The organism is Limosilactobacillus secundus (assembly GCF_020784695.1).
In the GTDB taxonomy this organism is placed as follows: Bacteria; Bacillota; Bacilli; order Lactobacillales; family Lactobacillaceae; genus Limosilactobacillus; species Limosilactobacillus reuteri_F.
On sequence record NZ_JAJGUA010000042.1, the window covers coordinates 7771 to 32181 of the forward strand.

Below are 24411 nucleotides of genomic sequence, written 5' to 3' on the forward strand. Positions count from 1 at the left end.
TCTAACGTCCGGCAAAACCGAACGTTAGAGGCCTATTGTTGCTTGCGGGGGCTCCCAGAGGCTAGCTTCGCGTCGAAAAACGAAGTCACAAGTGACTTCTGTCTCGCTCCCTTTTATAAAAATTATTAAGATTCTTTCTAAAATGTCCGTACTGGTGTAATTAAGTGGACAAAGTTTTCTTGATCTTCTGTTGGCACTAAGGTAAATGGTCGCAATGGTGAAGTAAATGAAATCTTGATCGTTGCTTGACCAAAAGAACGCAAAGCATCTTTCATGTAATTAGGATTGAACGAAATTTCAAGATCATTACCATCAAGAGCAGACGTTACTACCTCTTCTTCGACGGTACCGATATCTGGAGAATCACCACTAATTCGGACAAGATTTTCTGATGGCTTTAGACTTAACTTAACCACGTCGTTACGACTTTCATGAGATAAAAGCGAAGCACGCTCAATTGATGATAAAAATGTCCCGGCTTCTAACTCAACGGTTGTATCGGCAGTTTGTGGAATTAATTGACTAGTTTCAGGGTAGTTTCCTTCTAGTAATCGAGAATAGAAATGAGTGTTACCAAAGATAAACAATACTTGATTTTCAGTTACTTGCATTTGTACATCTTCGTGGACATCGCTAATCATTCCAGAAAGTTCTTCCATGCTCTTTCCAGGAATGATCACATCAAAATCTATGCTGTTATCAATGTTATCGAGGACCACTTTCCGTTGTGCAAGTCGGTGACTATCTGTTGCAACGGCAGTCAGGACACCATCTTTTAAAGTCATATGAACCCCGGCAAGGATTGGACGACTTTCTTGCTTTGATACTGCAATAACGGTTTGGCGAATTACTTCTTTAAGAATATCGTTTGGAAGGGTTACTGATTTATTAGTTTCAATTTCTGGTAAATGGGGAAAGTTTTCAGCATCTTGACCATTAATTTGGAACTTAGCAGAACCAGAGGTAATATCTGCTTGAAAACCACTTGTAACTTCAATAGTTACTTTTTTATCTGGTAACTTTTTAACAATATCACTGAAGAAGCGAGCTGGTAATACAATAGCGCCAGTGTCTTCAATTGTTAAATCATTATCAGCATTATTGGCACTAATAACGCTTTCAATTGTAATATCTGAATTGCTACCAGTTAACACAATGTTATCTTCGTTTACTACCATCTTTAATCCAGTAAGGATTGGAATCGTGGTTTTAGAAGAAATAGCTCGTAAGACATTATTTAATTGACTAATGAATGCAGATCGGTTAATTGTAAATTTCATATGTTTCAGTCCTTTTGTATGAATATATAAATATATTTAATAGTTTAAAATACAGTCGTAGTAGTAGGGCCTGTTAATACTGTGGAAAACTATCCAAACACCTTTTATTGTGACTTATCCACCTGTTGATAACTTGTGGATAAGTCAGAGGATAATTCTTATACTTATCCACAGCCTATGATCGTAGCTTAGCTTTTAGTTTTGTAATATCGTTTTGTAAATCAGTATCTTTTTTAAGTTCTGCTTCGATTTTATCAATAGCATGTAAAACGGTGGTATGATCTTTGCCGCCAAATTCGTTGCCGATCTTTGGTAAAGAAGAATCAGTGAGTTCTCGAGAAAGGTACATAGCAATTTGACGAGGCATTACAATTTGTTTAACTCGCTTTTTACCAAGGATATCTCCCTGAGTTATATTATAAAAATCAGCGACTTGTTTTTGAATTGAAGCGATTGATATTTCGTTTTTGGCTACGCGATGAAGTCCTTTTAATGCTTGGGATGCTAAACTTGGCGTGATTCGCTCACCGCTTAAATTAGCAAATGCTTGAACCTTTGTTAAGGCTCCTTCTAGTTCACGAATGTTTGTATCGATTTGTCCAGCAATATAGTTAAGGGTGTCGTTTCCAATATCAATATGATCTTCCTCAACTTTGCTCCGTAAGATGGCAATTCGCGTTTCTAAGTCAGGAGGAGTAATTTCAACAGTAAGTCCCCATCTGAAACGTGATACAAGTCGGTCTTGCAGTTCAGGAATCTCATTTGGAATTCGATCAGATGTCATAACGATTTGTTTTTTGCGATCATGAAGGGCATTAAAAGTATTGAAGAATTCAAGTTGTGTCCCCTCTTTGTTGGCTAAAAATTGAATGTCATCAATTAATAGGAGATCAAGATTACGATATTCTTCTCTTAGTTGTTCAGTCGTATTATTACGAATAGCATTAATATAATCGTTGGTAAAATCCTCACTCGTCACATACTTGACACGCGAATTTGGATTAACTTGAAGCATATGGTTACCGATCGCTTCCATTAAGTGGGTCTTTCCTAAACCAACTCCCCCATAAATAAATAGCGGGTTGTAAAGGCTGCCAGGGCTTTCGGCAACGGCAAATGCTGCAGCGTGTGCCATTTTGTTTCCTTCTCCAACAACGAATGTTCCAAAGTTGTAATGAGGATTAAGAGGAGTATCCATCTCAAAAGAAGGAGTTGGATCATCTTCTGTTTTTTTATTTGTATAGGTAAATTCTCCCTCTAACACATAATGCGGCTCAATATTACGTCCCAATTCCTGTTGAGCGAATTCTTTAAGCTGCGTATTTAAATTTTTGCGCCAAAAATCGCGGTGCACCGGAGTGGGCACCTCGATTTCCAGTTGATTTTGAGAGAGAGAAATTGCTTTTGCCGGAGCAATCAAAGTGTCAAAGGTAACCGGAGTGGTATCCTGACGAAATGAATTTTGGATCGCTTCCCACAGAGAATCGAGCTCAGTCAAAATAATTTCCTCCTAAAGTATTAAATTACAAACGGTATTTTATCATTACATGGGAAGGTTTTCCACAACCAAGTGGATAATAATAAAAAAGTTTACACAACACTGTGTGTAAATTAATAATCTTCCTGTGAAAAATGGGGAAAAGAAGGTTTTATTATTATTTATCCACAGAATTGTGTTGATATACGCTATTGATATAGCAGTTAACTAGAGAGTTATCAACATCTTAAAGGTTACTTGTGGATAACTTTATCAACAGGTGTGGATCTGGGGATAATCTCTGAAAAACGTTGTTGATAACTTGTCCACAAATTATAAATTTACACAACGCTGTGGATTATTTTGCCAATTTTGTTAATAATCAAAAAAATTAAATAAAAATTCGCCGTTTATTAATTTCGGTAAGTGTGTTATACTACCAAAGTATGTTTGAAGAGATCGTCTTTTAGACTCTAGAAACCAAACCACTCGAATTTAATAGGAGGTGCAATTGTATGAAGCGCACGTTTCAACCAAAGAAGCGTCACCGTGCACGTGTCCATGGCTTCCGTAAGCGCATGAGCACCAGTAACGGCCGTAAGGTATTAGCACGTCGGCGTCAAAAGGGCAGAAAAGTATTATCTGCATAACCACGGCCACTTTTATAGTGGCTTTTTTTATTGTGTGGGGCAGGGCAGTCAGCTTGACGAGCAATTTTAATCGTTAAAGTTGACGTATGCCCGGCCCTATTTTTTATATCTACTTAAATTAAGGCTGGGGATTATACAAATGAGAAAATCATATCGCGTAAAAAAGGAAAATGAGTTTCAACGGGTTTTTGAAACCCATAATTCCGTGGCCAACCACAAATTTGTCGTATATCAAATGGAAAAGCCAGGACAAAAACATTTTCGTGTCGGTATTTCTGTTGGAAAAAAGATTGGAAATGCTGTGCATCGTAATTGGGTTAAGCGGCGTATTCGTCAAACATTATTAGAGGTGAAACCGCAATTACGGTCTGATGTTGATTTCTTGGTTATTGCTCGGTCAGCGGCAGATGGTTTATCAATGGCAGAAACAAAGAAAAACCTAGTGCACGTTTTAAAGCGAGCACATTTGTTAGATGAAAAAAGTGAGGATTAGGATTTGAATAAGAAAACAAAAAAATTCCTAAGCTTGGGAGCAATCATGAGCTTAACCCTATTTTTAGCTGCGTGCTCCAATAAGCCAATTACTAGTCATAGTACTGGTATCTGGGACCACTACATTATCTATAACTGTTCACAATTTATCATTTGGTTATCAAAGCACTTTGGCGGATATGGAATGGGGATCATTATCTTTACGATCATCATCCGAATCATCTTGCTGCCATTGATGTTTTACCAAACAAAGACCATGATGAAGACGCAAGAACTTGCTCCTCAATTAAAGGCAATTCAGAAAAAGTATTCATCACGTGATCGCGAGTCAATGCAAAAGATGCAAATGGAAACACAGAAGCTCTATAAAGAAGCAGGAGTTAATCCATGGGCTTCGATGCTTCCGTTACTGGTTCAGTTACCAGTTATGTGGGCTCTTTATCAAGCAATCTGGCGGACCTCAGCCTTACGGAATGGAACTTTCTTGTGGCTTCAGTTAGGTCACCCAGACCCATACTACATCATGCCTATTCTAGCGGCATTATTTACGTTTATTAGTTCATGGTTATCCATGGCTTCGATGCCCGAAAAAAACTCAATGACAACTACAATGACGTGGTTTATGCCGATTATGGTATTCTTCATGGCATTAGGCTTCTCTTCAGCTATTACCTTATACTGGGTAGTAACAAACGCCTTCCAGGTTGTCCAAACGCTTATCATCCAGAATCCATTTAAGATTCGTCGTGAACGTGAAGAAAAGCAACGGGCTGAAAAAGCAAAACGTCGCAAGATTGAAAAAGCAAAACGTCGCGCTTACCAAAGTCGGCGGAAATAAGTTATTAAGGCTGTGACAAGTAAAGTTGTTGCGAGCCTTTTTATATTAGTAATAAATTTAAAGAGTGGAAATTAATTAAATTCACGGGGGATAAAAATGGCAGTTTTTACTGGAACAACAATTGAAGAAGCAAAAGAAAAGGCCCGTACACAATTGAAACCAACCGTTAATCAGACAATTGAATTTGCGGTCCTTCAACAGCCACGACACGGGTTTCTAGGAATTGGGCGACGCCGCGCACAAGTGGATGCAGTTATAAAAGATAAAGAAATTGCGATGCCCTCACTGGAAGAAAAAGATGAGCAGCTAGCAAAAGCGCCAGAACAAAGGCCAGCAAGCTTAAATTCTACTGAGAATGAGCTCGATCCAGCTGAAATCAAACGGCGGCAACAGGCCAATCTTAAAAAGGTTCAAGCAACAAGTAAAGAATTGGTGGAATATCTAACAACAGTATTTAAAGAATTAGGTATTACTGTTGAACCGCGGATTATTAATTTAGAAGCTCATGACCTCAAAATTGATCTTCAAACTGAAGAAAATGGACGGGTAATCGGGAAGCACGGTCGACGGATCAATGCGATGGAGCAGCTTAGTAATATATTCATGGATTACCATGGAGCAGCAAAGGTAAATGTTGAACTTGATACTTCCAATTATCGCGAACGGCGTCAAGAAGCACTTCACAAGCTAGCACAAAAGTCGGCAATGGAAGTAGTTGCAAGTGGGAAGGCAGTTTTTATGGATCCCATGCCAGCTCGCGAACGGAAACAAATTCACCAGGAACTTGAGGATAACGACCATGTAAAAACTTATTCCCACGGTCGGGAACCTTATCGGAGTATCGTGATTGCCCCCAAAGACTAACTTATTTGTTGACAATTTCTGGTAATGATTTTAGAATATGAGCGGTTATAAATTTAATATTCGTTAAAGTAGTGAAAGTGCTTTGACCATGTTTAGTAATAATCTTATTGCTATGCATGGACTAGCACTTTTTTTGTTAGAAAGGAGTAAAGTAGCGATGGCAAATAGCGAGAACGATACGATTGCAGCAATTTCGACGCCGGTTGGTGAAGGTGGAATTTCCATTATCCGAATTAGTGGGGATGACGCGGTGAAAGTTGCTCAACGGATCTACAAAGGAAAAGATCTCGCCAAAGTAGCAACTCATACCATTAACTATGGTCATATTATCGACCCTGACACGGAGCAAGAAGTCGATGAAGTGATGGTTTCAGTAATGCGCGCTCCACACACTTATACCCGTGAAGACGTAATTGAAATCAACTGTCATGGGGGATTATTAGCAACTAACCGTATTCTGCAATTAGTACTGAGCTTTGGTGCCCGAATGGCAGAACCAGGTGAATTTACTAAACGGGCCTTCTTAAATGGGCGTCTCGATTTATCCCAATCAGAAGCAGTAATGGATCTAATTCGCGCAAAGACGGATAAATCGATGAAGGTAGCATTAAACCAGCTTGATGGTGATTTGTCGCGGTTAATTCGTAATTTACGACAAGACATTTTGGATGTATTAGCACAGGTAGAAGTTAATATTGACTATCCAGAATATGATGCTGTTGAAGAAATGACTACGAAACTCTTAAAAGAAAAAGCAGCGGACATTCAACAACGAATCCAAGGTCTTCTTAAAACAGCTAAGCAAGGAAAGGTTCTGCGAGATGGTTTAGCAACGGCAATCATCGGGCAGCCAAATGTTGGTAAATCAAGTTTATTGAATTCCTTGCTTCACGAAGATAAGGCGATCGTTACAAACGTTGCTGGGACAACTCGGGACGTAATTGAAGAATACGTCAATGTCAACGGGGTGCCATTGAAGTTAATTGATACAGCAGGAATCCGCGATACAAATGACCAAGTTGAAAAGATCGGGGTAGAGCGGAGTCGCAAAGCCTTGGGTGCCGCGGACTTAGTACTTCTCTTGATTGATAGTTCAAATGAATTAACTGACGAAGATCGCCAATTACTTGAAGCAACCAAGGATAAGCAGCGGATCATTATTTTAAATAAGACGGATCTTCCACGGAAGGTTGATTTAGAGGAATTGAAATCACTAGCTGGCAAGAGTGCCGTTATTGAAACTTCAATCGTTAACCATGAAGGAATGGACCAACTTGGTGAACAGATTGGTCACATGTTCTTCAACGAGGGAATTGAAAGCAATCAGAATAATGTAATGGTTACAAATGCTCGGCACATTGGTTTACTCCACCAAGCTAATGATGCTTTAAGCGATGTTTTAAAAGGAATTAATGATGGAATGCCGGTAGACCTGGTTCAAATTGATATGACCCGGTGTTGGGAATTATTAGGTGAGATTACTGGGGATAGTTACCAAGATGAGTTACTTGACCAGTTATTTAGCCAATTCTGTTTAGGAAAGTAGGGAATAGAAGAATGAAGAGTTCAGAAGCATTGCAAACATCTGATGCCGTTCAATACGAAGCGGGATCATACGATGTAATTGTTGTCGGTGCGGGTCATGCCGGAAGCGAGGCTGCCCTTGCCGCAGCCCGGATGGGAAATAAGACCTTATTGGTAACAATTAATCTTGAAATGGTTGCTTTTATGCCATGTAACCCCTCTGTTGGTGGTCCAGCAAAAGGAATCGTGGTCCGCGAAATTGATGCTCTTGGTGGTGAAATGGGCCATAACATTGATAAGACCTATGTTCAAATGCGGATGTTAAATACCGGTAAGGGTCCCGCTGTCCGTGCATTACGAGCTCAAGCAGATAAACATGCTTATCATCGTGCAATGAAGCAGACAATTGAGGAAGAACCTAACCTTACTCTCCGTCAAGCAACTGTTGACCAGTTAATTGTTGAAGATGGTGTCTGCAAAGGCGTTATTACTAATACGGGAGCTCGTTACCACGCTAAGACGGTTGTACTAACTGTTGGAACTGCGGCGCGCGGAAAGATCATTATTGGTGAATTGCAATATGAATCTGGTCCAAATAACTCTAAGTCAGCGGTAAAGCTTTCGGAAAACCTTGAAGAACTTGGTTTTGATCTTGAGCGTTTTAAGACGGGAACGCCACCACGGGTTAATGGAAAGACAATCAACTATAGTGTAACGGAAGAACAACCAGGCGATGAGGAACCACACCACTTTAGTTTTGATACTCCTGATAGTGCCTATATTCCGATTAGCGAACAATTATCTTGTTGGTTAACTTATACAAATGAAGGAACACATGCCATTATTCGCGAAAACCTTAGTCGGGCACCAATGTTCTCTGGTGTAATCAAGGGGGTTGGCCCACGCTACTGTCCTTCAATTGAAGATAAGATTGTTCGTTTTGCTGATAAGCCACGGCACCAAGTTTTCCTTGAACCGGAAGGCCGGGATACCGATGAATATTACCTTGATGGAATTTCAACATCAATGCCAGAAGAAATCCAACAAAAGATTGTGCACTCCATCAAGGGGTTAGAAAATGCTGAAATGATGCGTCCTGGATATGCGATTGAATACGATGTAGTTGCGCCGTACCAACTTCACCCAACCCTTGAAACCAAGATCATTAAGAACCTCTATACTGCAGGCCAAACAAATGGTTCTTCGGGTTATGAAGAAGCAGCGGGTCAAGGGTTAATCGCAGGGATTAATGCAGGATTACGGGCACAAGGCAACGAACCATTTGTCCTTAAGCGTTCTGATGCATATATCGGCGTGATGATTGACGATTTAGTAACAAAAGGAACAAAAGAACCTTACCGTTTACTTACAAGTCGGGCAGAATATCGGCTAATTTTACGTCATGATAATGCTGATTTCCGATTAATGGAAATGGGCTATAAAGTTGGCTTAGTTAGTGATGAGCGGCTTGCTAAAATGGAGGATAAAAAGCGCCAAGTTGCAGCAGAGATTAAACGTTTAGAAGAAATTAAGCTCAAGCCAAGCGATGATAAGGTTAATGAATTTATTGAAGCTCACGGGGATAACCGCTTAAAAGATGGGATTGCGGCAGCTGACCTCTTGAAGCGACCATACTTCGATTACCAAACGTTGGCTGAATTCATTCCAGCACCGGCACAGGAACTTGATCGTCATGTGATTGAGCAGGTTGAAATTCAATTAAAATATGCTGGTTACATTAAGAAAGAGGAAGTTAAGGTTGAACGGATGAAGCGGATGGAAGCCAAACGAATTCCAGATGATATTGATTATGGTGATATTGATGGCCTGGCAACTGAGGGACGTCAAAAACTTGAAAAGATTCGTCCAGAAACTTTAGCGCAAGCTTCACGGATTAGTGGGGTTAATCCTGCTGATATTGCAATCTTGAGTGTTTACGTCCGCCAGGGAAAGTTCTCCAAGAAGGATCGCAAATAAAATTTCCTGGGAAATAAAATCTGGAGAAACAGAGTAACGACTCAGGTCTCGAGATTTTATTATGGTTTTCTTAAAGCAAAGGGATAATATACTTAAGTTTGGTATTATATGGTATAATTTAGGTTCGAGTTTTAATAATGAATTTTAAATAACTATTTTGTGATCCGTGAATTTAAGAGAAAGAAGAGGAAATTTATAATGTGTGGGATTGTTGCATTTGTTGATAATGAAAAACCACAAATTAAAGACCAATTAATCAAAAAAATGAAGGACCGGATTATTCACCGGGGACCTGATGCAGAAGGTCAATATGTGGACGAGGATGTAGCACTTGGCTTCCGGCGCTTGAGTTTTATTGATGTTAAGTCTGGTAATCAACCAATCTTTAATGAAGATAGCTCAAAAGCTATTGAATTCAACGGTGAAATTTACAATTTTGAAGAATTACGTGAAGAATTAATCAGTAAGGGTCACACATTTAAGACACATGCCGATACTGAAGTAATCTTGCACGGATATGAAGAATGGGGCAAGGATGTTGTTAACAAGCTGCGTGGAATGTTCGGCTTTGTTATTTGGGATTTTAAGACTAAAGAGATGTTCGGTGCCCGTGATCATTTTGGGATCAAACCATTGTATTACGCTAAAATGAACGGCACTTTCTTTGTTGGGTCTGAAATCAAAGCATTTCTTGATCACCCTAACTTTACGAAGGAACTTAACAAAGAAGCCCTTAAACCATACATGACATTCCAGTACCCAGTTACTCAGGAAACTTTCTTTAAGGGTGTTTATCGCCTCCCAGAAGGGCACTACTTCACTTATAAAGACGGTCAGTTTGAAATGACCCAATACTGGGACGAAAACTTTGAGCCAGAAGACGAGACGTTTGATGAAGCTGTTAACAAGATTGACGATGTTGTTAAGAATTCTGTTAAGGCCCATACCTTTGCAGATAAAGGAATTAAGGTTGGTTCATTTCTTTCCGCAGGGGTTGATTCAAGTTTAGTAACGGCTTTGATGCGTCCAGATAACACGTTCTCAATCGGCTTTGATAGTACTTACGATGAGACCAAACAAGCACGGGAATTAGCTGCTAAGATGGGTCTGAAGAATACTGATGAAAAGTTAACTAACGAAGAAGCTTTCCATGCATTCCCAATGATTCAATACTACTTAGATGAACCTGATTCTAATCCATCTGTTGTTCCTTTATACTTCTTGAACAAGTTGGCAAAGGATAACGGCTACAAGGCCCTTCTTTCTGGTGAAGGTGCCGATGAATTGTTCGCGGGATATATTGATTATGGTTTTAATACGAAAGTTAAGTTTATTCGTTGGGTAACTGACCAATTAAAAAAGATGCCTCGTGAACGTCGGTATAAGTTTGCTAAGTGGTTAGATGGGAAACACTTCCACGGCCAAGAGCATATGTACCGCAACTTAGCGCCAGCACGGGATACTTTTATTGGTCAAGCATACATCTTTAGTCCTGAAGAAGCTGCTGACTACTTGCAACCAGAATTTGATTGCGGACCAAGTATTGCCGATATTCTTAATCCACTTTTTGATAAGATGGAAGATAAAGATATCGATGAAGTCGCAAAGAAGCAATATATTGACTTGCACCGTTTTATGCCTGGTGATATTTGCTTAAAGGCAGATAAGATGAGCATGGCTAACTCTGTTGAAATCCGGGTACCACTTCTTGATAAAGAGGTAATGAAAGTGGCTGAAACGACACCAACTAAGTACCTTTTTAACTATAAGGATACAAAGTGGGCATTCCGGATGGCAGCAAATCGGCATTTACCGGAAGAATGGGCTACGCGGCCTAAGATGGGCTTCCCAACTCCAGTTCGTGCATGGCTTCGGGAAAAGAAGTATTACCAAGAAGTACGTGAATTATTTGAACAAGACTTCGTAAAAGAGTTCTTTGATCAAGAAAAGCTTTTAAAACTTGCCGATGATAATTTTGAAGGCAAGGTGGATGGTCGTCGTAAGATTTGGACAATCTACACCTTCTTAACGTGGTATAAGTTATACTTTATTGATAACTTCAAACCTGATGAATCAGGAATTGACCGCGCACAAAAAACAGCTACAACAGAAGCATAGAAAAATATTAAAGGAGGCTGGCGAAGGGCTGTAGGACTCTTCTAAGTCTCCTTTTTTGTTAGTTGATAACCCTTATTTATTTTTATGATAAAAAATGAAATAATATAGGGCAGATTAGATTAAAGGAGAGTCATTTGCAAGATGGAATTGCATATTACACCTGCTTTAGCATTATTACGCGAGCATCACTTATTGGATCATGTTAGTAATTTAACTGATTTTACCGCAACTAGCGTGTCCTATGATTCACGGAAGGTAAAATCAGGAACTTTATTCTTTTGTAAAGGAAATTTTTTGCCTAAATATCTAGCATCCGCTAAAGAAAAAGGTGCGATTGCGTACGTGGCTGAAAAGGAATATCCAGAGGGCGAAGGATTGCCAGCTATTATCGTGAACGACGAACAAAAAGCGATGTCTTTACTAGGGGCAGCCTTCTATGGCTATCCCCAAAATGATTTGTTTATTATTGCAATTACAGGAACAAAAGGCAAAACAACAACGGCTTATTTTGCTGACCATATTCTAGCTCAAAGTACAAATAATCATATTGCCCTTTTTTCAACGCTGGATCGGGTTTTAGGCAATAAACCGGAAGATAAATTTAAATCTGATTTGACTACTCCTGAATCCTTAGACCTTTTCCATGATATGCGCGCTGCCGTTGATAATGGAATGACGCATTTAGTAATGGAAGTATCATCACAAGCATACAAGAAGAATCGAATCTACGGTTTAAAGTATGATGTGGGAATTTTCTTAAATATCTCGCCGGATCATATCGGACGAAATGAGCATCCAACTTTTGCTGATTATCTTCACTGTAAGGAACAATTATTAGTAAATTCTGCTAAATGCTTAATTAATGCGGAAACTGAAAAATTTACTGATGTTTATTACACTGCTAAGGCAACTACACAACCAGAAGACATTTTCTTATTTGCACGGCGGGGAGCAAACATCGAATTACCTGATAATGCCCAAATAGATTTTGAATATCGAAATGATTTAGAAGATCTTCATGAAAGTGAATTTGAATTGACCACCTTAACTGAGAAAGCAAAGCAGTTAAACTTAGATAGCCGTTATAAGACGAGTGTCCCTGGAGATTATAATGAAGGAAATGCGGTTGCTGCAATCATTGCTAGTGGATTAGCTGGGGCGAGTGCTAACGATGCCGTAGAAACATTAAACCACGTTCACATCCGTGGTCGAATGGAAATGATTAACAGTAATACGCATGGAACAATTTATGTTGATTATGCCCATAATTACGCTAGCTTAAAGCGACTGTTGGCATTCTTAAAACGACAAACTAATGCTGGCAAAGTAACAGTTGTCTTAGGAGCGACTGGTGATAAAGGTATTTCACGCCGTCCCGGGTTTGGAAAAGCTTTAACTGAAGAACAACCAGATGAAGTGATTTTGACGACTGATGACCCAGGATTTGAAGATCCGATGACTATTGCCCGGGAAATAGATTCTTATATTGATCATGATAAGGTTAAACATATTCAATTTGAAATGGACCGCGAAACGGCGATCAAAAAGGCAATTGACGGTAGTGAAAAAGATGATATTGTAGTCCTTGCAGGGAAGGGTGAAGATCCTTACCAAAAGATTAATGGTGAAGATGTTCCTTACCCAACTGATGTGAAGATTGCACGTGATTATATTAATGAACTAGAAAAATAAAGAGGAGTGGGGATCTAATGAGTGAACAACCTTTTGTTCCATTGATTCTAGGTAGTGATTTCAACGCTTACGGAATGGCACGGTCAATGTATGAAAAATATGGAATTAAGTCGCAATTATATGCTCGGCAACCATTGGCACCAACTCGTTATTCAAAAATTGTTGAGATGCATTATAATGAACAATTACAATCACCAGAAGTGTTTACGAAGGTATTAATTGAAGCGGCAGATGAGTTTGCTAAGCAAGGCAAGAAGACCGTTTTAATTAGTTGTGGGGATGACTATACCGAATTAGTTGCGAAAAATCGTAAAGAACTTTCTCAGCATATGTTCTGTCCGTATGCTGATTATGATGAAGTGGCAACATTAACGGATAAAGAGAAATTCTACAATGTCTGCGAAAAGTATGGTTTGCCTTACCCTAAAACTGATATTTTAAAACCCGACCTTGATTATAAAAACTACAAATCACCATTTGAATTTCCAATTGCTTTGAAAGCTGCTGATGCGGTGCAATGGCATAAGGGAAACTTTGAAGGATACGAAAAGGCTTATATTATTAAAACACCAGAAAGACTAGCGGAAGTTCTTGAGATTATTTACGAACATAGTCCATACAACGGCGATCTTGTTTTACAAGAATTTATTCCTGGTGATGATAGTAATATGCGGACAATCAATTGTTACGTTGATAAAGAGCATAAGGTAAAGATGATGTGTCTCGGTCATCCGCTGCTTGAAGATTGTAATCCAGCAAATGTTGGTAATTACGTTGCGATTATGCCAGCATATGACCAACAAATCTATGACAACATCAAAAATTTCCTTGAAAGTATTGAATTTACTGGATTTGTTAACTTTGATTTAAAATATGACCGTCGTGATGGTCAATTCAAGGTATTTGACCTCAATCCTCGCCAAGGTCGTAGTAGTTTCTTTGTTTCATTAAATGGCTATCAACTTGCTACTTTCCCAGTTGAAGATTACGTTTTTGATAGCTTAAAAGATCAAGAGACGATTTATGGGAACAAGGATGAAAGCAACTACAAGTTATGGCTGGGGGTTTCAAAAAAGACCTTTCTTCAGTATGCTAAAAATAATGAAATTAAAAAGCAGGCTGAGAAGCTTATTAAAGAAGGGCGCTATGGAACAACTTTCCATTATGACAAGGACATGAATTTCATGCGGTGGTTAATGGAACAACGGATTAACCATAACTATCAAAAGAATTTTGAAAAGTACTTTGTCGAAAAGAAATAGAAACTAAAAGAAGTAGGAAATGCATAAATTTTCTACTTCTTTTTTGAGCCTTAATATCTTTTTAATGTTATTAAATGTGAAAATAATATATTATTTATTATAAATAACTTTTCAGGTTTTATTACTAGTTGTATGATTAATAACAGTTAAACAAAGAAATTGAGGAATTATAATGAAAGCATTTCGTGAAGCAATGAGTTGGATTATTCCCATTTTAATCGGGTTAATAATCGCATTAGTAATTAAGCAGTTTTTCTTCCAAATTGTTCGGGTTGATGGACCATCCATGCAACCAAACTTACAAAATAATGAACGAGTATTTTGTTTGAAAACTGCCAAGATTCATCATGGAAGTGTCGTTGTATTTGATGCTAATGGTGTTGATCCGCAAGTATCGGTCAAGACTGATTATGTTAAGCGCGTAATTGGACTTCCTGGTGATACTGTTAGCTCTAAAAATGGAAATATTTATGTTAACGGTAAAAAAATTAATCAAGACTACATTAGCAAGAGTCAACGAACAACCGGAACTGGAAACTGGACATTGCGTAGTATTTCAGTTCAGAACAGTTGGTTAAAAAATAATGGTGCTACAAGAGTTCCGAAGGGGGAATACTTTGTTCTTGGGGACCACCGAAGTGTTTCTAATGATGGTCGTTACTGGGGATTTGTACCTAAGAGTAAGATTGATGGGGTCGTAAAAGTTCCATCTTGGACTGGGACAAAGACAACTCGCGAAAATGTTAATAAAGAATGGCAACACTTCTATGCTAAGTAATAATTAGTAGATAAAAAACTCTGTAAGGAAGCTTTGACATGGATTATCAAATTCGGTTAGCAACAATAAATGATCTACCAGCGATTGTCGATATATTTAATCAAGCCATTCCGCTGAAAGTCAATGATGAGAGCGCACCGATTGAGGTTGTGGATCGCCGTGAATGGTTTCTGCAATTTGACAGCACCCATCCAATTTGGGTAGCAACAATAGATAATCGAGTAATTGCCTGGTGTGCTCTTGAATATTTTTATTCGCATCCCGCCTATGATCATTCAGCACAGATAGCTATTTATATTCATGAAGATTATCGGCGTCAACATCTTGGTCATAATTTACTAACATATGTACAGGAACAAATTGAAGATCATTTAGATATAAGAACCGTAATTGCATATATTTATATTGAAAATCAAGCAAGCTATCATCTCTTTACCTCCTGCGGGTACGAAGAATGGGGCAAGTTGCCACAGATTGCTGAAATAAATGGTCAAAGGCGATCCTTATATATGATGGGCAGGCAGTTTAATAAGCAGCAAGTTTTATGAGGTTGAGCAATTTTAAGCTTTAACCTCTTTTTTATTGTTCAAATCAAGGCTTACCATTTTACATTTATGAAAAAAATGACGACAATAGTTTTGTAGGAATAACTTGAAATGCGAAAGGACGGAGAACAGTGATTTTAGATGAGACAATTACGCTTAACAGTGGTGTAAAGATTCCTAAGTTTGCCTTGGGGACCTGGATGATTGATGATGACCAAGCAGCTGAAGTAGTCCGAAATGCAATTAAGATTGGTTATCGGCACATTGATACAGCTCAGGCTTATGATAACGAGCGGGGAGTCGGTGAAGGTGTACGAACAGCCGGTATTGATCGGGATAAAATCTTTGTTACTTCAAAGATTGCTGCTGAACACAAAGATTATGATATAACTAAAAAGTCGATTGATGAGACTCTTGAAAAGATGGGGCTTGATTATATCGACATGATGCTTATCCATAGTCCTCAACCATGGAAAGAAGTAAATCAATCCGATAATCGTTACCTTGAAGGAAATCTTGCGGCATGGCGGGCCATGGAAGATGCTGTAAATGAAGGTAAGATTCGGACAATTGGGGTTTCTAATTTTGAAAAAGCTGATCTTGAAAATATTATCAAGAATAGCGATACCGTCCCTGCTGTTGATCAAGTTTTAGCTCATATTGGGCATACGCCATTCAATCTTTTATCATTTACTCATGAACACGACATTGCGGTTGAAGCATATTCGCCAGTTGCTCACGGCGCTGCTTTGGACAACCCCGTAATTGAAAAGATGGCTAAAAAGTACAACGTTTCAGTCCCACAATTGTGCATTCGGTATGATTGGCAATTAGGAATGATTGTCTTACCAAAGACTACTAATCCAGAGCACATGAAAGAAAATGCTGAAATTGATTTTGAAATTTCTGAAGCTGATATGGACCTATTACGGCGAGTAAAGCCATTAGACTACGGTGATTTTGATATCTACCCTGTTTACGGTGGAAAAATGTAAAGATAAATAAAAATGGCAGGTCTGTTTGAGTGCTGATTACATTTAAACAGGCGTGCCATTTTTTGAACTTAGGTTGTTTTATATTCTTGACAAAAATTTTAGTTAGTTAAATCTTCGCCAATATTATATTTTATTTTCCCATCACTTACAATTAAGAAACATCTATTTTGATCAGTAGGTGTCAGGACTTTAAACGTAGCCATAGAATCGAGCTTTTCATCTGCTATTGTTTGCGAAGCTTCTTGAATGTCTCGTACATAGCTGTTCCATAGTGATACTTGTCCGGAATTCATTGACTGGTACATGGTACTATTCTGATCGAGTGTTGCCTCCCAACAGGCGTCTTCTTCGTTCCATGTCCATTTGGTATTCCCAGTATCTGCCGTTGTGAGGTCATTATTTAGGGCTTCAGCAACCTTGTCGATTGTGTGCTGCGTAGGTTTGCGTGAAACCTCGGAATCAATTTTGGGTTCAGCACTGCTTGTTTTGCTGCTTGACGAAATTTTACTAGTTTGTTCAGTACTAGCTGAGTTTTCTTCATCATCAGGAATAAAAATGTCTGAACCAACAAGGCCTATGACTAACATAATGGTGGAGATGATTGTATATTTTTTACTCTTTTGATATTTTTCTTTGTCCTTCTCGCGATTAGTGCGAAACCACATAATAGCAAAAATGATCACACAAATGAGGGCCCCTAGGAAGATTAAACTAAATAAGTCTCCTAGAATTTCCATGATATCCATAAGTTCCTCCTAAAATACACAAAATGGTCAATCAGCGTAGTTTAATGCGTCGATTGACCATTTAGTTTTAGACACTTACAGTTTACCAAATTTCTTAGCTGTTGCATATGTTAGTCTGGGTAAGATTATATTTAGTACTTAATTGCTCGGTAGGGATCAGATGCTAATTTAATTGCTGTTTCTAATTCATTCCATGGATAAACTTTTGTAACCATTTTTTTAATTTGAGCTTGATATGTTGTCAAAATCTTAAATACGGGTGCAACATCATTAGGACGATATCCACCTGAACCGATTTGATACGCTGGTGGCAAAAATTAACCAACATGACCGGCAGAATCATAGTTTGCTAAAAGTTAAAGTTTATAACAATGGTCAAATCACTTATACGGGCCGGATCAGGCAAGGCGATAATGAACCTTTTATTGTCGTCGGATTCGAAAATAATCATGATGGCTATAGAAACGTCAAAAAGCAAGCTCGCATGTTTAATACTGCCTTTAACCAGTTAAAAGCACAATACAACTTTAACAATTTCAAGGGCATTGGGCACTCGAATGGTGGACTAATCTATACTTATTTCTTGGAACACTATTTTAATGAGCGACAGATTCGGATAAAGCGATTAATGACAATCAGGACACCATATAACTTTGCTGAACCTTCAAATCGGAGGACACAAATGCTAACTGATTTCATTAAAAATCGTAAAAAATTACCCAGCAATCTGACGATGTACTCGATTGCTGGGTCGGAAAATTATGTTGAAGATGGGTTAGTACCATTAAGTAGTGTGCTTGCTGGAAAGTATATTTATCAAGGAGTAGTTAGTCATTATACTCAGATTACGGTTACGGGGAAGTTAGCCCAACATTCAGCATTGCCGCAAAATCAGGAAGTCTTAAGTCTAATTAGAAGATATATTTTACAGCAACATCCAGAAAGAAGGCGGCAGAATAATTAGTTAAAAATATTTATAAAGCGTCATGGCTTAGGAGTCATGGCGTTTTTATTTTAAATAAAAGTCATTTTAAAGCGATTCCATTCTATAATGAAAGTATCTTTGGTAAGGATATTTGAAGTTGAAAGGAGTTACGATAATGCCTAAGCAAACATTTATTAACGGTAAAATCTTTGTTGGTGATAATGAAACACACTTTGTTAATAGTATGGTTGTTGAAGATGGAACGGTTAAACGAATTGGTGATAATTTACCTAATGATGAAGGCGAAGTTATTGATCTTCAAGGACAAACAGTTTTGCCAGGATTGATTGACTGTCATACCCATCCTAAATATATCGCCGATGCACTTCATGGCGTTGCTTGTACCCCGCCAAATGTTAATAGTATCAAGGAAATGCAAGAAGCACTTCGCAACTCTCCTGCATATGGTCAAGGTGAGGATGTGTGGATTGAAGGCTGGGGTTTTGATGAAACAAAATTAGCAGAACATCGGAGCCCTAATCGAGATGATTTAGATGTTGTGTCAACAACACAACCGATCTTTATTTATCGCTCTGACTGTCATTCTTCAGTTGGTAATTCTAAAGCCTTAGAGCTTGCAGGAATTGATGAAAATACGCCTGATCCGGTCGGTGGGAAAATTGAACGATTTGCGGATGGCCGACCAACTGGTTTTATGCGGGAAGTGGCTGCTTCTCAACTTCTTATTCGGGCTAAATCAGCACAAAGTTATGAAAATGACGTAGCGAATATGGTTAATAGTTCCGAACACTATCTTAAAGAAGGAATTGTGGCAATTGGTGAAATGATGGGTCGGATGAAACCATATACTTCTTTAAAACTATACCAAGATGCAGTTAAGCAAGGTTTTGGTCCGAAAGCCTCGATCTACTATGTCTTTGATGAAATTGATCCACAGGTAGGACTACAACCAAGCGGGGATGAAAAACTCCGCGTTGCTGGGATTAAAGTATTTATGGATGGTAGTATTTCTGGTGAAACGGCTTATAATACTGATCCTTATCCATCGGGGAAAATGGGAGTTAGTTTAACTTCAGTGGAAAAACTTCAGCGAGCAGTTAAGATGGCGCGTGATAATAAGCTTCAACTAGCTGTGCATGCGATGGGCGATAAAGCAATTAAAACAGTGATTGATGTAACAAAGGATATTGAGCCATGGTTAACAACGATGCCGTCCGTACGAATTGAACATGCATCCTTAATGACTGATCAAATGTTTGCGGAGATTGCCAATAGTAAAATGAATTATGCCCTAGTCACGCAACCGATCTTTTTCTTTGCGGAAGATGAATCCTATCGGCATTTTCTTTCATCAGCCCAGTTTAAATTAGCCTACCGCGTTAAAACGATGTTAAATTCTCAAGCAATGTTAGGTTTGAGCTCGGATGCCCCATGTACGCCCTGGGCAGAACCAGATAGTCCATTTTATAGTATTTATGCGGCTGTAACGAGAAAGGCAGCTAATGGCGATGTTGTGAACGCAGAAGAAGCAATAACAGTTCCACAAGCCATTCTTGGTTATACCCGGGATGGTGCTAGAATTGGCGGCTTTGATGATAATGGGACGCTTGAAGTAGGGAAGGCCGCGGACTTTGTTATTTTAAATGATGACATCTTTACAGTTGCCCATAATGAACTTAAAAAGATCCACATTAATGAAACGTGGATGGCAGGAAAGAGAGTTAAGTAAATTTTATTAGACGAGTAAGGGAAGTTTTCATACTCGCTTTTTTATTTCAAGCAAATTAAATTAGATTTTTGCAAAAACTCGCGTAATTTTTTAAGTCCTATTTCTAACTCATCAAGTGACTTATTTGCGGACAATGAAACACGGAGAAAATGATTGTTTGAAGAAGCATTAACTTGAAAACGACCAGAGCCAAAACAACGGATATTTATATTAGCGAGGGCTTGTTCGATCTTGGATGTGTTTTGAATATTTTTAAGCGGTAATCGACGAAAAAAGGCATAATCAGTTAATTGGTTTGTGGGAGCAGTTGGGAAATATTGTTCAAAAAGGATATTAGCTTGTTTGGCAAGGCTAATTTTACTTTGAATTATTTGTTGGACAATATGTTCTTTTATTGCCGTGGATGCAATTGCTGTATTGAGAGTTGACGTTTTGACTGTTGTGTTAAAAAAGCCATTTTTAATTTGCTGGGCGAGTTGGGCTGGAAAGATTAGATAACCAACACGGAGCCCGGATGCAAGAACTTTTGACATACTGCAAACATAACAGGTCTGATTTGGCAGTAATTCCATTATTTTCGGCGGCTGTTCTGGATTGATTTTACTAAGAAAACTTAGGTAATCATCTTCAATTATTTTTAGCCCGTATTCTTGCGCAATCGTTGCGATCTCTTTCCGGCGAGCCACCGAGAAAATATTACCAGTTGGATTACTATATTCGGGCATGGTATAAAGGCCAGCTAGGTTGTGGTTTTGACAAGCGCGTTTTAATGCTTCAATATTCATCCCGCCTTGATCATTTTTTATCGCTACTAAATGGAGATTATTTAGTTGCGCGGTTGCAATCAGGTTGGCATAGGTAAATTCGTCGACAGCAATCTTATCGCCACTTGAAAATAAGGTCATTAGCAGTAATGTAAGTGAGTTTTCTCCTCCCCCTGTAATAAGGATGTGCTGAGTAGGAGTTAATTTCACGCCAAGCCAGTTAAGATAATGCCGAAAAGCCTCCTTATCAATCGGACGTCCAGTTGGTGAATCATAGGTTAGAAGTTGCGAGGCGCCTTGCTTGATGGTGTTGCTAAGAATATTGTCTAGGAGGTGATTTGTCTGTTCAAAGGAAGCAACAAAGCCAAGATCGATGGTGCGGGTCAAAGGAGAATTGGCAGTTAACGGATCGATACCATTTGAATTAACAAAGGTTCCTTTACCATGAATTCCATAAGTTAAACCAAGTTGCGCACTTAATTTATAAGTGCGAGTGACGGTGGTGAAATTAATGTCGAGATAATCGGCGAGTTCGCGTTGCGGGGGTAGTTTCGTTCCAGGCGTAAGAATTCCACGCTCAATCGCTGATTTTAGTTGGTCAAGCAAGCTCTTATAAATTGGTCGTGTCAGCTTATTTTTATCGGGATGCCAGGTAAGCTGATAGTGGGAGAAATCATTAATAGGCATAGTTTATCACTCCAATATTGTAATCCATACAATTAATTCCTTGTATGGATAAAATACTCCTGTTTAAAATAAATTCAAGTTATTTTAAGGAGGGATAAGTCATCCATGAGAAAGGAAGTACGTTATGCTTTTCAGAAAACTAGTCCAGTAATGCTTGGTTTTATATTTTTAGGCGCCAGCTATGGGATATATATGCATAAACTGGGCTTTAATTTTTTGTATCCATTATTAATGGCCGCTACCATTTTTGCTGGATCAGTTGAATTTGTAATTGGTAATCTTTTAGTCCAAAGTTTTCAGCCATTAACTGTTCTCATTTTAACTGCCCTTGTTAATTCACGACATATTTTTTATGGCATTACGATGTTAAAAAAATATTCAAATACAGGAAAATTAAAGCCGATTCTTATTTTTGGAATGTGTGATGAGTCTTTTTCCTTAAATGCAACGTTAAAAGTACCAGATGGCCTTGATCGCTCATATGTTTATTTTTACATAACCGCGTTCAACTATTTTAGTTGGGTAGCTGGTGCAGGCTTAGGTGGTCTCCTTGGAGGAATGATTAACTTAAACTTAGCAGGTTTAGATTTTGTAATGACGGCGCTCTTTATTGTTTTGTTTACAGAACAGTTGAAAAATGTCCGAACTCAGCGTGATGCTCTGATTGGTTTAGTATTTGCAATTATTTGTTTATTATTTTGCAACAAGAATGCTTTCTTATTAGTGACATTAGTAACACTTGTCGCGCTGTTTTCATTAAATTACTTAATCACGAGGAGAAAAAATGACATTAACTGAACAAATTATTTCAATTTTAATCGCAGCAGTTGTCACGATGGCAACCCGTTTTATCCCATTTCTGATTTTTGACCAGTCGAAAGAATTATCACCTTATTTGGAAGAACTGGGGAAATTCCTCCCAGCAGCAATCATGGGAGTATTAGTAATTTATTGCTATCGAAATATTTCTTTTGGTGAGCCTAGTAAGGCATTATTAGAAATCGTCGCCGGATTAGTAACGTTATTTATTCACCTTTGGAAAAGAAATATGCCATTATCAATCTTGGTTGGAACTGGCTTTTATATGGTGATGTTAAATTTATTTTAATAACGATAAAAAAACACGAGCTAAGAAAATAATTTACCAGAAGAAGTTGCAGAGTTAAAAGAAAAGTTTAAAAAGGTTTGGCAGAGATGGAAGAAAGTAAATCAAACCGTCGTTAGTCAATTACCAACGGGCGAATTTTCGAAGGTTCACGTTGAGAGTTGGACGAATGATTGGAATTTGCGTGACCATTACTGGACATCTGCCATTGACTAAATATCTCAATAGTCAAGATGTTCAGCAACAATTTAATAAGGATGTTAAATAGGAAATGTCCTAAAGCATTTTATTGGAAACGTTCGCCAAAAAGGCATCAGGAGCTGGTTAAACTTCTGATGCCTTTTACTAATAATTGAGCGTCAAATTCACTAAAATTTGCTTTTGAATAGGATATTTTAAAAGTTTTTATCCGTTTATTCTAGTTCTACGCTTTTAATATTTTCTAGTTCAGTAAGATCTGTAAAGACATGTTCTGACTTAACCCCTGATTTTAATTCACCATAAAGCTGACAGGCGATTTTTCCCTCGCTATAATCATAGATCGAGTATTTAAGAGGAATTTTAAAATACTTTTTGTTTAATCGAGTAATCAGGGCGTGCAGGTCATTGGTATTTCCTGCTAACTGAATAAAACAAGAAAATCCCTTACCTTGTTTCAAGGCAAACTGATCAAGGTATTTGCCAATAATTTCTGCGAAGAGGACACAACAAGTACCGATAATGCCGATGCTGTATAAACCGCTCCCATAGGCAAGTCCGATGGCACCAGTCACCCAGATCCCCGCTGCCGTTGTTAAGCCATCAATTATTTCATCGTGGCGGTTAATGATGGTTCCAGCACCCAAAAAACCAATTCCGCTAACAACTTGTGCGGCAATTCGTGATGGATCAACGTTCCAATTACTGTGGGTAACTTTCAGTAAATCGAAAAAACCATACTTGGAAATAATCATGACCATCGCCGCACCAACTGCGATTAATGCATGAGTACGAATTCCGGCCATTTTAGCCTTGCTTTTTCGTTCAAAGCCAATAATGCCACCACATAGTGCCGCCATCAGCATTCGCAAACACCAGTCAAGCGTAAGCAACGATTCCGCCTCCTTTACCAAAAGTCACTTATTATCAATTTTATTAATCTAACTGTACTATATCGCGTTTAAGTATTTAAAGCCAAAAAGAAAGCTGAAAGAATTAAAGTTTTCCTCCAGCCTCTTCATTATTTTTCATAGATAGAACGCTTTAATATGCCCACAAAGGGGAGGTTGCGGTAAAGCCCATTAAAGTCCAGACCGTATCCGACAATAAATTCATTCGGCACCTTAAAGCCAACGTAATTGGCCTCCACGTCAACTTCACGACGGTCAGGTTTATCAAGTAGGGAGCAGATTTCAATACTCTTAGCGCCACGATCGGAAAACAGCTTAGTAAGATACTTTAAGGTATGACCGGTATCAATAATGTCTTCCATAATAATAACGGGCCGATCCTTAATATCGTGGGAAAGATCTTGAATTAAATTAACTTTTCCAGTAGATTCTGAACTTTCTTTATAACTAGAAACATCGACATAATCAACATTTAATTTGAAATTAAGGCGCTTCATCATTTCACTAGTGAAAATCATTGCCCCTGTCATTACGGAAACTAAAACTGGAAATTCATCGTGATATTTTTCAGTAAGGGTATTGGCAAGTTCATCTAAGCGTTGATTGACTTGATCTTGGGTATATAAAACTTTTTCGACATCGTTATTCATACTAGCGCTCCCTTGGATAAAGTTCGTTATTTACGAACTATTTTTGCGTTTTTTATTTATTAACGTTAGAATTTTAACATAAATCGAATGAATTTAAAGTGTTTCAGTAAGAAAAGTCAGATTTTTGTTCTATTTTGTAAGATGAGGCATAAAATTTGTATAATACAGGTAGATATTTTTTTG

At 38.3% G+C, this 24411-nt stretch carries 22 protein-coding genes and 2 pseudogenes; 17 read left to right on the forward strand and 7 right to left on the reverse strand.

Going from position 1 to position 24411, the window contains the following annotated elements; all coding sequences use genetic code 11:
- Positions 1–137: 137 nt before the first annotated feature.
- Together dnaN and dnaA are read right to left on the reverse strand one after the other, a co-directional pair.
- Positions 138–1280, reverse strand: coding sequence for a DNA polymerase III subunit beta (gene dnaN, locus LMB57_RS07630; protein WP_229271620.1), 1143 nt, complete (start codon positions 1278–1280; stop codon positions 138–140).
- Positions 1281–1455: 175 nt separating this feature from the next.
- Positions 1456–2778 carry a chromosomal replication initiator protein DnaA gene (dnaA, locus tag LMB57_RS07635; RefSeq protein WP_229271619.1) on the reverse strand — a complete coding sequence of 441 codons (1323 nt, stop codon included), beginning with the start codon at positions 2776–2778 and terminating at the stop codon, positions 1456–1458.
- Between the two features lie 494 nt (positions 2779–3272).
- Here dnaA and rpmH point away from each other — a divergent pair, with 494 nt between their 5' ends.
- The 12 genes from rpmH (at position 3273) to LMB57_RS07695 (ending at position 16492) form a co-directional block, all read left to right on the forward strand.
- On the forward strand, positions 3273–3407 hold the full coding sequence (rpmH, locus tag LMB57_RS07640) for a 50S ribosomal protein L34 (protein ID WP_003665227.1): 135 nt from the start codon (positions 3273–3275) through the stop codon (positions 3405–3407).
- Between the two features lie 139 nt (positions 3408–3546).
- Positions 3547–3900 (forward strand): ribonuclease P protein component, encoded by a 354-nt coding sequence (gene rnpA, locus LMB57_RS07645; protein WP_229271618.1) that lies wholly within the window; start codon positions 3547–3549, stop codon positions 3898–3900.
- 3 nt (positions 3901–3903) lie between these two features.
- Entirely contained in the window at positions 3904–4737 is an 834-nt protein-coding gene (gene yidC, locus LMB57_RS07650; protein WP_004562481.1) for a membrane protein insertase YidC, read from the forward strand.
- Positions 4738–4833: 96 nt separating this feature from the next.
- Positions 4834–5601 carry an RNA-binding cell elongation regulator Jag/EloR gene (gene jag, locus LMB57_RS07655; RefSeq protein ID WP_229271617.1) on the forward strand — a complete coding sequence of 256 codons (768 nt, stop codon included), beginning with the start codon at positions 4834–4836 and terminating at the stop codon, positions 5599–5601.
- A gap of 157 nt (positions 5602–5758) precedes the next feature.
- Complete coding sequence (gene mnmE / locus LMB57_RS07660) at positions 5759–7147, forward strand: tRNA uridine-5-carboxymethylaminomethyl(34) synthesis GTPase MnmE (RefSeq protein WP_229271616.1); 1389 nt, start codon at positions 5759–5761, stop codon at positions 7145–7147.
- Positions 7148–7158: 11 nt separating this feature from the next.
- Entirely contained in the window at positions 7159–9102 is a 1944-nt protein-coding gene (gene mnmG / locus LMB57_RS07665) for a tRNA uridine-5-carboxymethylaminomethyl(34) synthesis enzyme MnmG (RefSeq protein WP_229271615.1), read from the forward strand.
- Between the two features lie 198 nt (positions 9103–9300).
- On the forward strand, positions 9301–11220 hold the full coding sequence (gene asnB / locus LMB57_RS07670; RefSeq protein WP_229271614.1) for an asparagine synthase (glutamine-hydrolyzing): 1920 nt from the start codon (positions 9301–9303) through the stop codon (positions 11218–11220).
- A gap of 141 nt (positions 11221–11361) precedes the next feature.
- Positions 11362–12912 (forward strand): UDP-N-acetylmuramoyl-L-alanyl-D-glutamate--2,6-diaminopimelate ligase, encoded by a 1551-nt coding sequence (locus LMB57_RS07675; protein ID WP_229271613.1) that lies wholly within the window; start codon positions 11362–11364, stop codon positions 12910–12912.
- 17 nt (positions 12913–12929) lie between these two features.
- A complete protein-coding gene (locus LMB57_RS07680) occupies positions 12930–14174 on the forward strand; it encodes a carboxylate--amine ligase (protein ID WP_229271612.1) in 1245 nt (414 codons plus the stop codon).
- 172 nt (positions 14175–14346) lie between these two features.
- Entirely contained in the window at positions 14347–14952 is a 606-nt protein-coding gene (gene lepB, locus LMB57_RS07685; RefSeq protein WP_229271611.1) for a signal peptidase I, read from the forward strand.
- A gap of 38 nt (positions 14953–14990) precedes the next feature.
- A complete protein-coding gene (locus tag LMB57_RS07690) occupies positions 14991–15500 on the forward strand; it encodes a GNAT family N-acetyltransferase (protein ID WP_229271610.1) in 510 nt (169 codons plus the stop codon).
- A gap of 128 nt (positions 15501–15628) precedes the next feature.
- The gene (locus LMB57_RS07695) at positions 15629–16492 is read left to right on the forward strand and encodes an aldo/keto reductase (RefSeq protein ID WP_229271609.1); all 864 of its coding nucleotides are present in this window, start codon (positions 15629–15631) and stop codon (positions 16490–16492) included.
- A gap of 98 nt (positions 16493–16590) precedes the next feature.
- Here LMB57_RS07695 and LMB57_RS07700 read toward each other — a convergent pair whose 3' ends face one another.
- Complete coding sequence (locus LMB57_RS07700) at positions 16591–17238, reverse strand: pilin (RefSeq protein WP_229271608.1); 648 nt, start codon at positions 17236–17238, stop codon at positions 16591–16593.
- Between the two features lie 131 nt (positions 17239–17369).
- The gene (locus tag LMB57_RS07705; RefSeq protein WP_229271607.1) at positions 17370–17552 is read right to left on the reverse strand and encodes a hypothetical protein; all 183 of its coding nucleotides are present in this window, start codon (positions 17550–17552) and stop codon (positions 17370–17372) included.
- Here LMB57_RS07705 and LMB57_RS07710 point away from each other — a divergent pair.
- Together LMB57_RS07710 and LMB57_RS07715 are read left to right on the forward strand one after the other, a co-directional pair.
- A pseudogene (locus LMB57_RS07710) lies at positions 17525–18202 on the forward strand (alpha/beta hydrolase); the annotation flags it as partial. The gene LMB57_RS07705 and the pseudogene LMB57_RS07710 sit on opposite strands and share 28 nt — an antisense overlap.
- Positions 18203–18338: 136 nt before the next feature.
- Positions 18339–19913 carry an amidohydrolase gene (locus LMB57_RS07715; RefSeq protein ID WP_229271606.1) on the forward strand — a complete coding sequence of 525 codons (1575 nt, stop codon included), beginning with the start codon at positions 18339–18341 and terminating at the stop codon, positions 19911–19913.
- A gap of 41 nt (positions 19914–19954) precedes the next feature.
- Here LMB57_RS07715 and LMB57_RS07720 read toward each other — a convergent pair whose 3' ends face one another.
- On the reverse strand, positions 19955–21364 hold the full coding sequence (locus LMB57_RS07720) for an aminotransferase-like domain-containing protein (RefSeq protein WP_229271605.1): 1410 nt from the start codon (positions 21362–21364) through the stop codon (positions 19955–19957).
- A gap of 105 nt (positions 21365–21469) precedes the next feature.
- Between LMB57_RS07720 and LMB57_RS07725 the strand changes: the two genes are divergently transcribed.
- The 3 genes and pseudogenes from LMB57_RS07725 to LMB57_RS09875 form a co-directional block, all read left to right on the forward strand.
- The gene (locus LMB57_RS07725; protein WP_229271604.1) at positions 21470–22162 is read left to right on the forward strand and encodes an AzlC family ABC transporter permease; all 693 of its coding nucleotides are present in this window, start codon (positions 21470–21472) and stop codon (positions 22160–22162) included.
- Positions 22149–22472: a branched-chain amino acid transporter permease gene (locus tag LMB57_RS07730; protein ID WP_229271603.1), complete on the forward strand. Its 324-nt coding sequence runs from the start codon at positions 22149–22151 to the stop codon at positions 22470–22472. Before LMB57_RS07725 ends, LMB57_RS07730 begins: the two co-directional genes overlap by 14 nt.
- 27 nt (positions 22473–22499) lie before the next feature.
- A pseudogene (locus tag LMB57_RS09875) lies at positions 22500–22673 on the forward strand (HI_0552 family protein); the annotation flags it as partial.
- 209 nt (positions 22674–22882) lie between these two features.
- On the opposite strand, the gene LMB57_RS07740 reads toward LMB57_RS09875, so the two are convergent.
- A complete protein-coding gene (locus LMB57_RS07740) occupies positions 22883–23560 on the reverse strand; it encodes an MgtC/SapB family protein (RefSeq protein WP_229271602.1) in 678 nt (225 codons plus the stop codon).
- Between the two features lie 128 nt (positions 23561–23688).
- Entirely contained in the window at positions 23689–24228 is a 540-nt protein-coding gene (gene hpt, locus LMB57_RS07745) for a hypoxanthine phosphoribosyltransferase (protein WP_229271601.1), read from the reverse strand.
- Positions 24229–24411 lie beyond the last annotated feature (183 nt).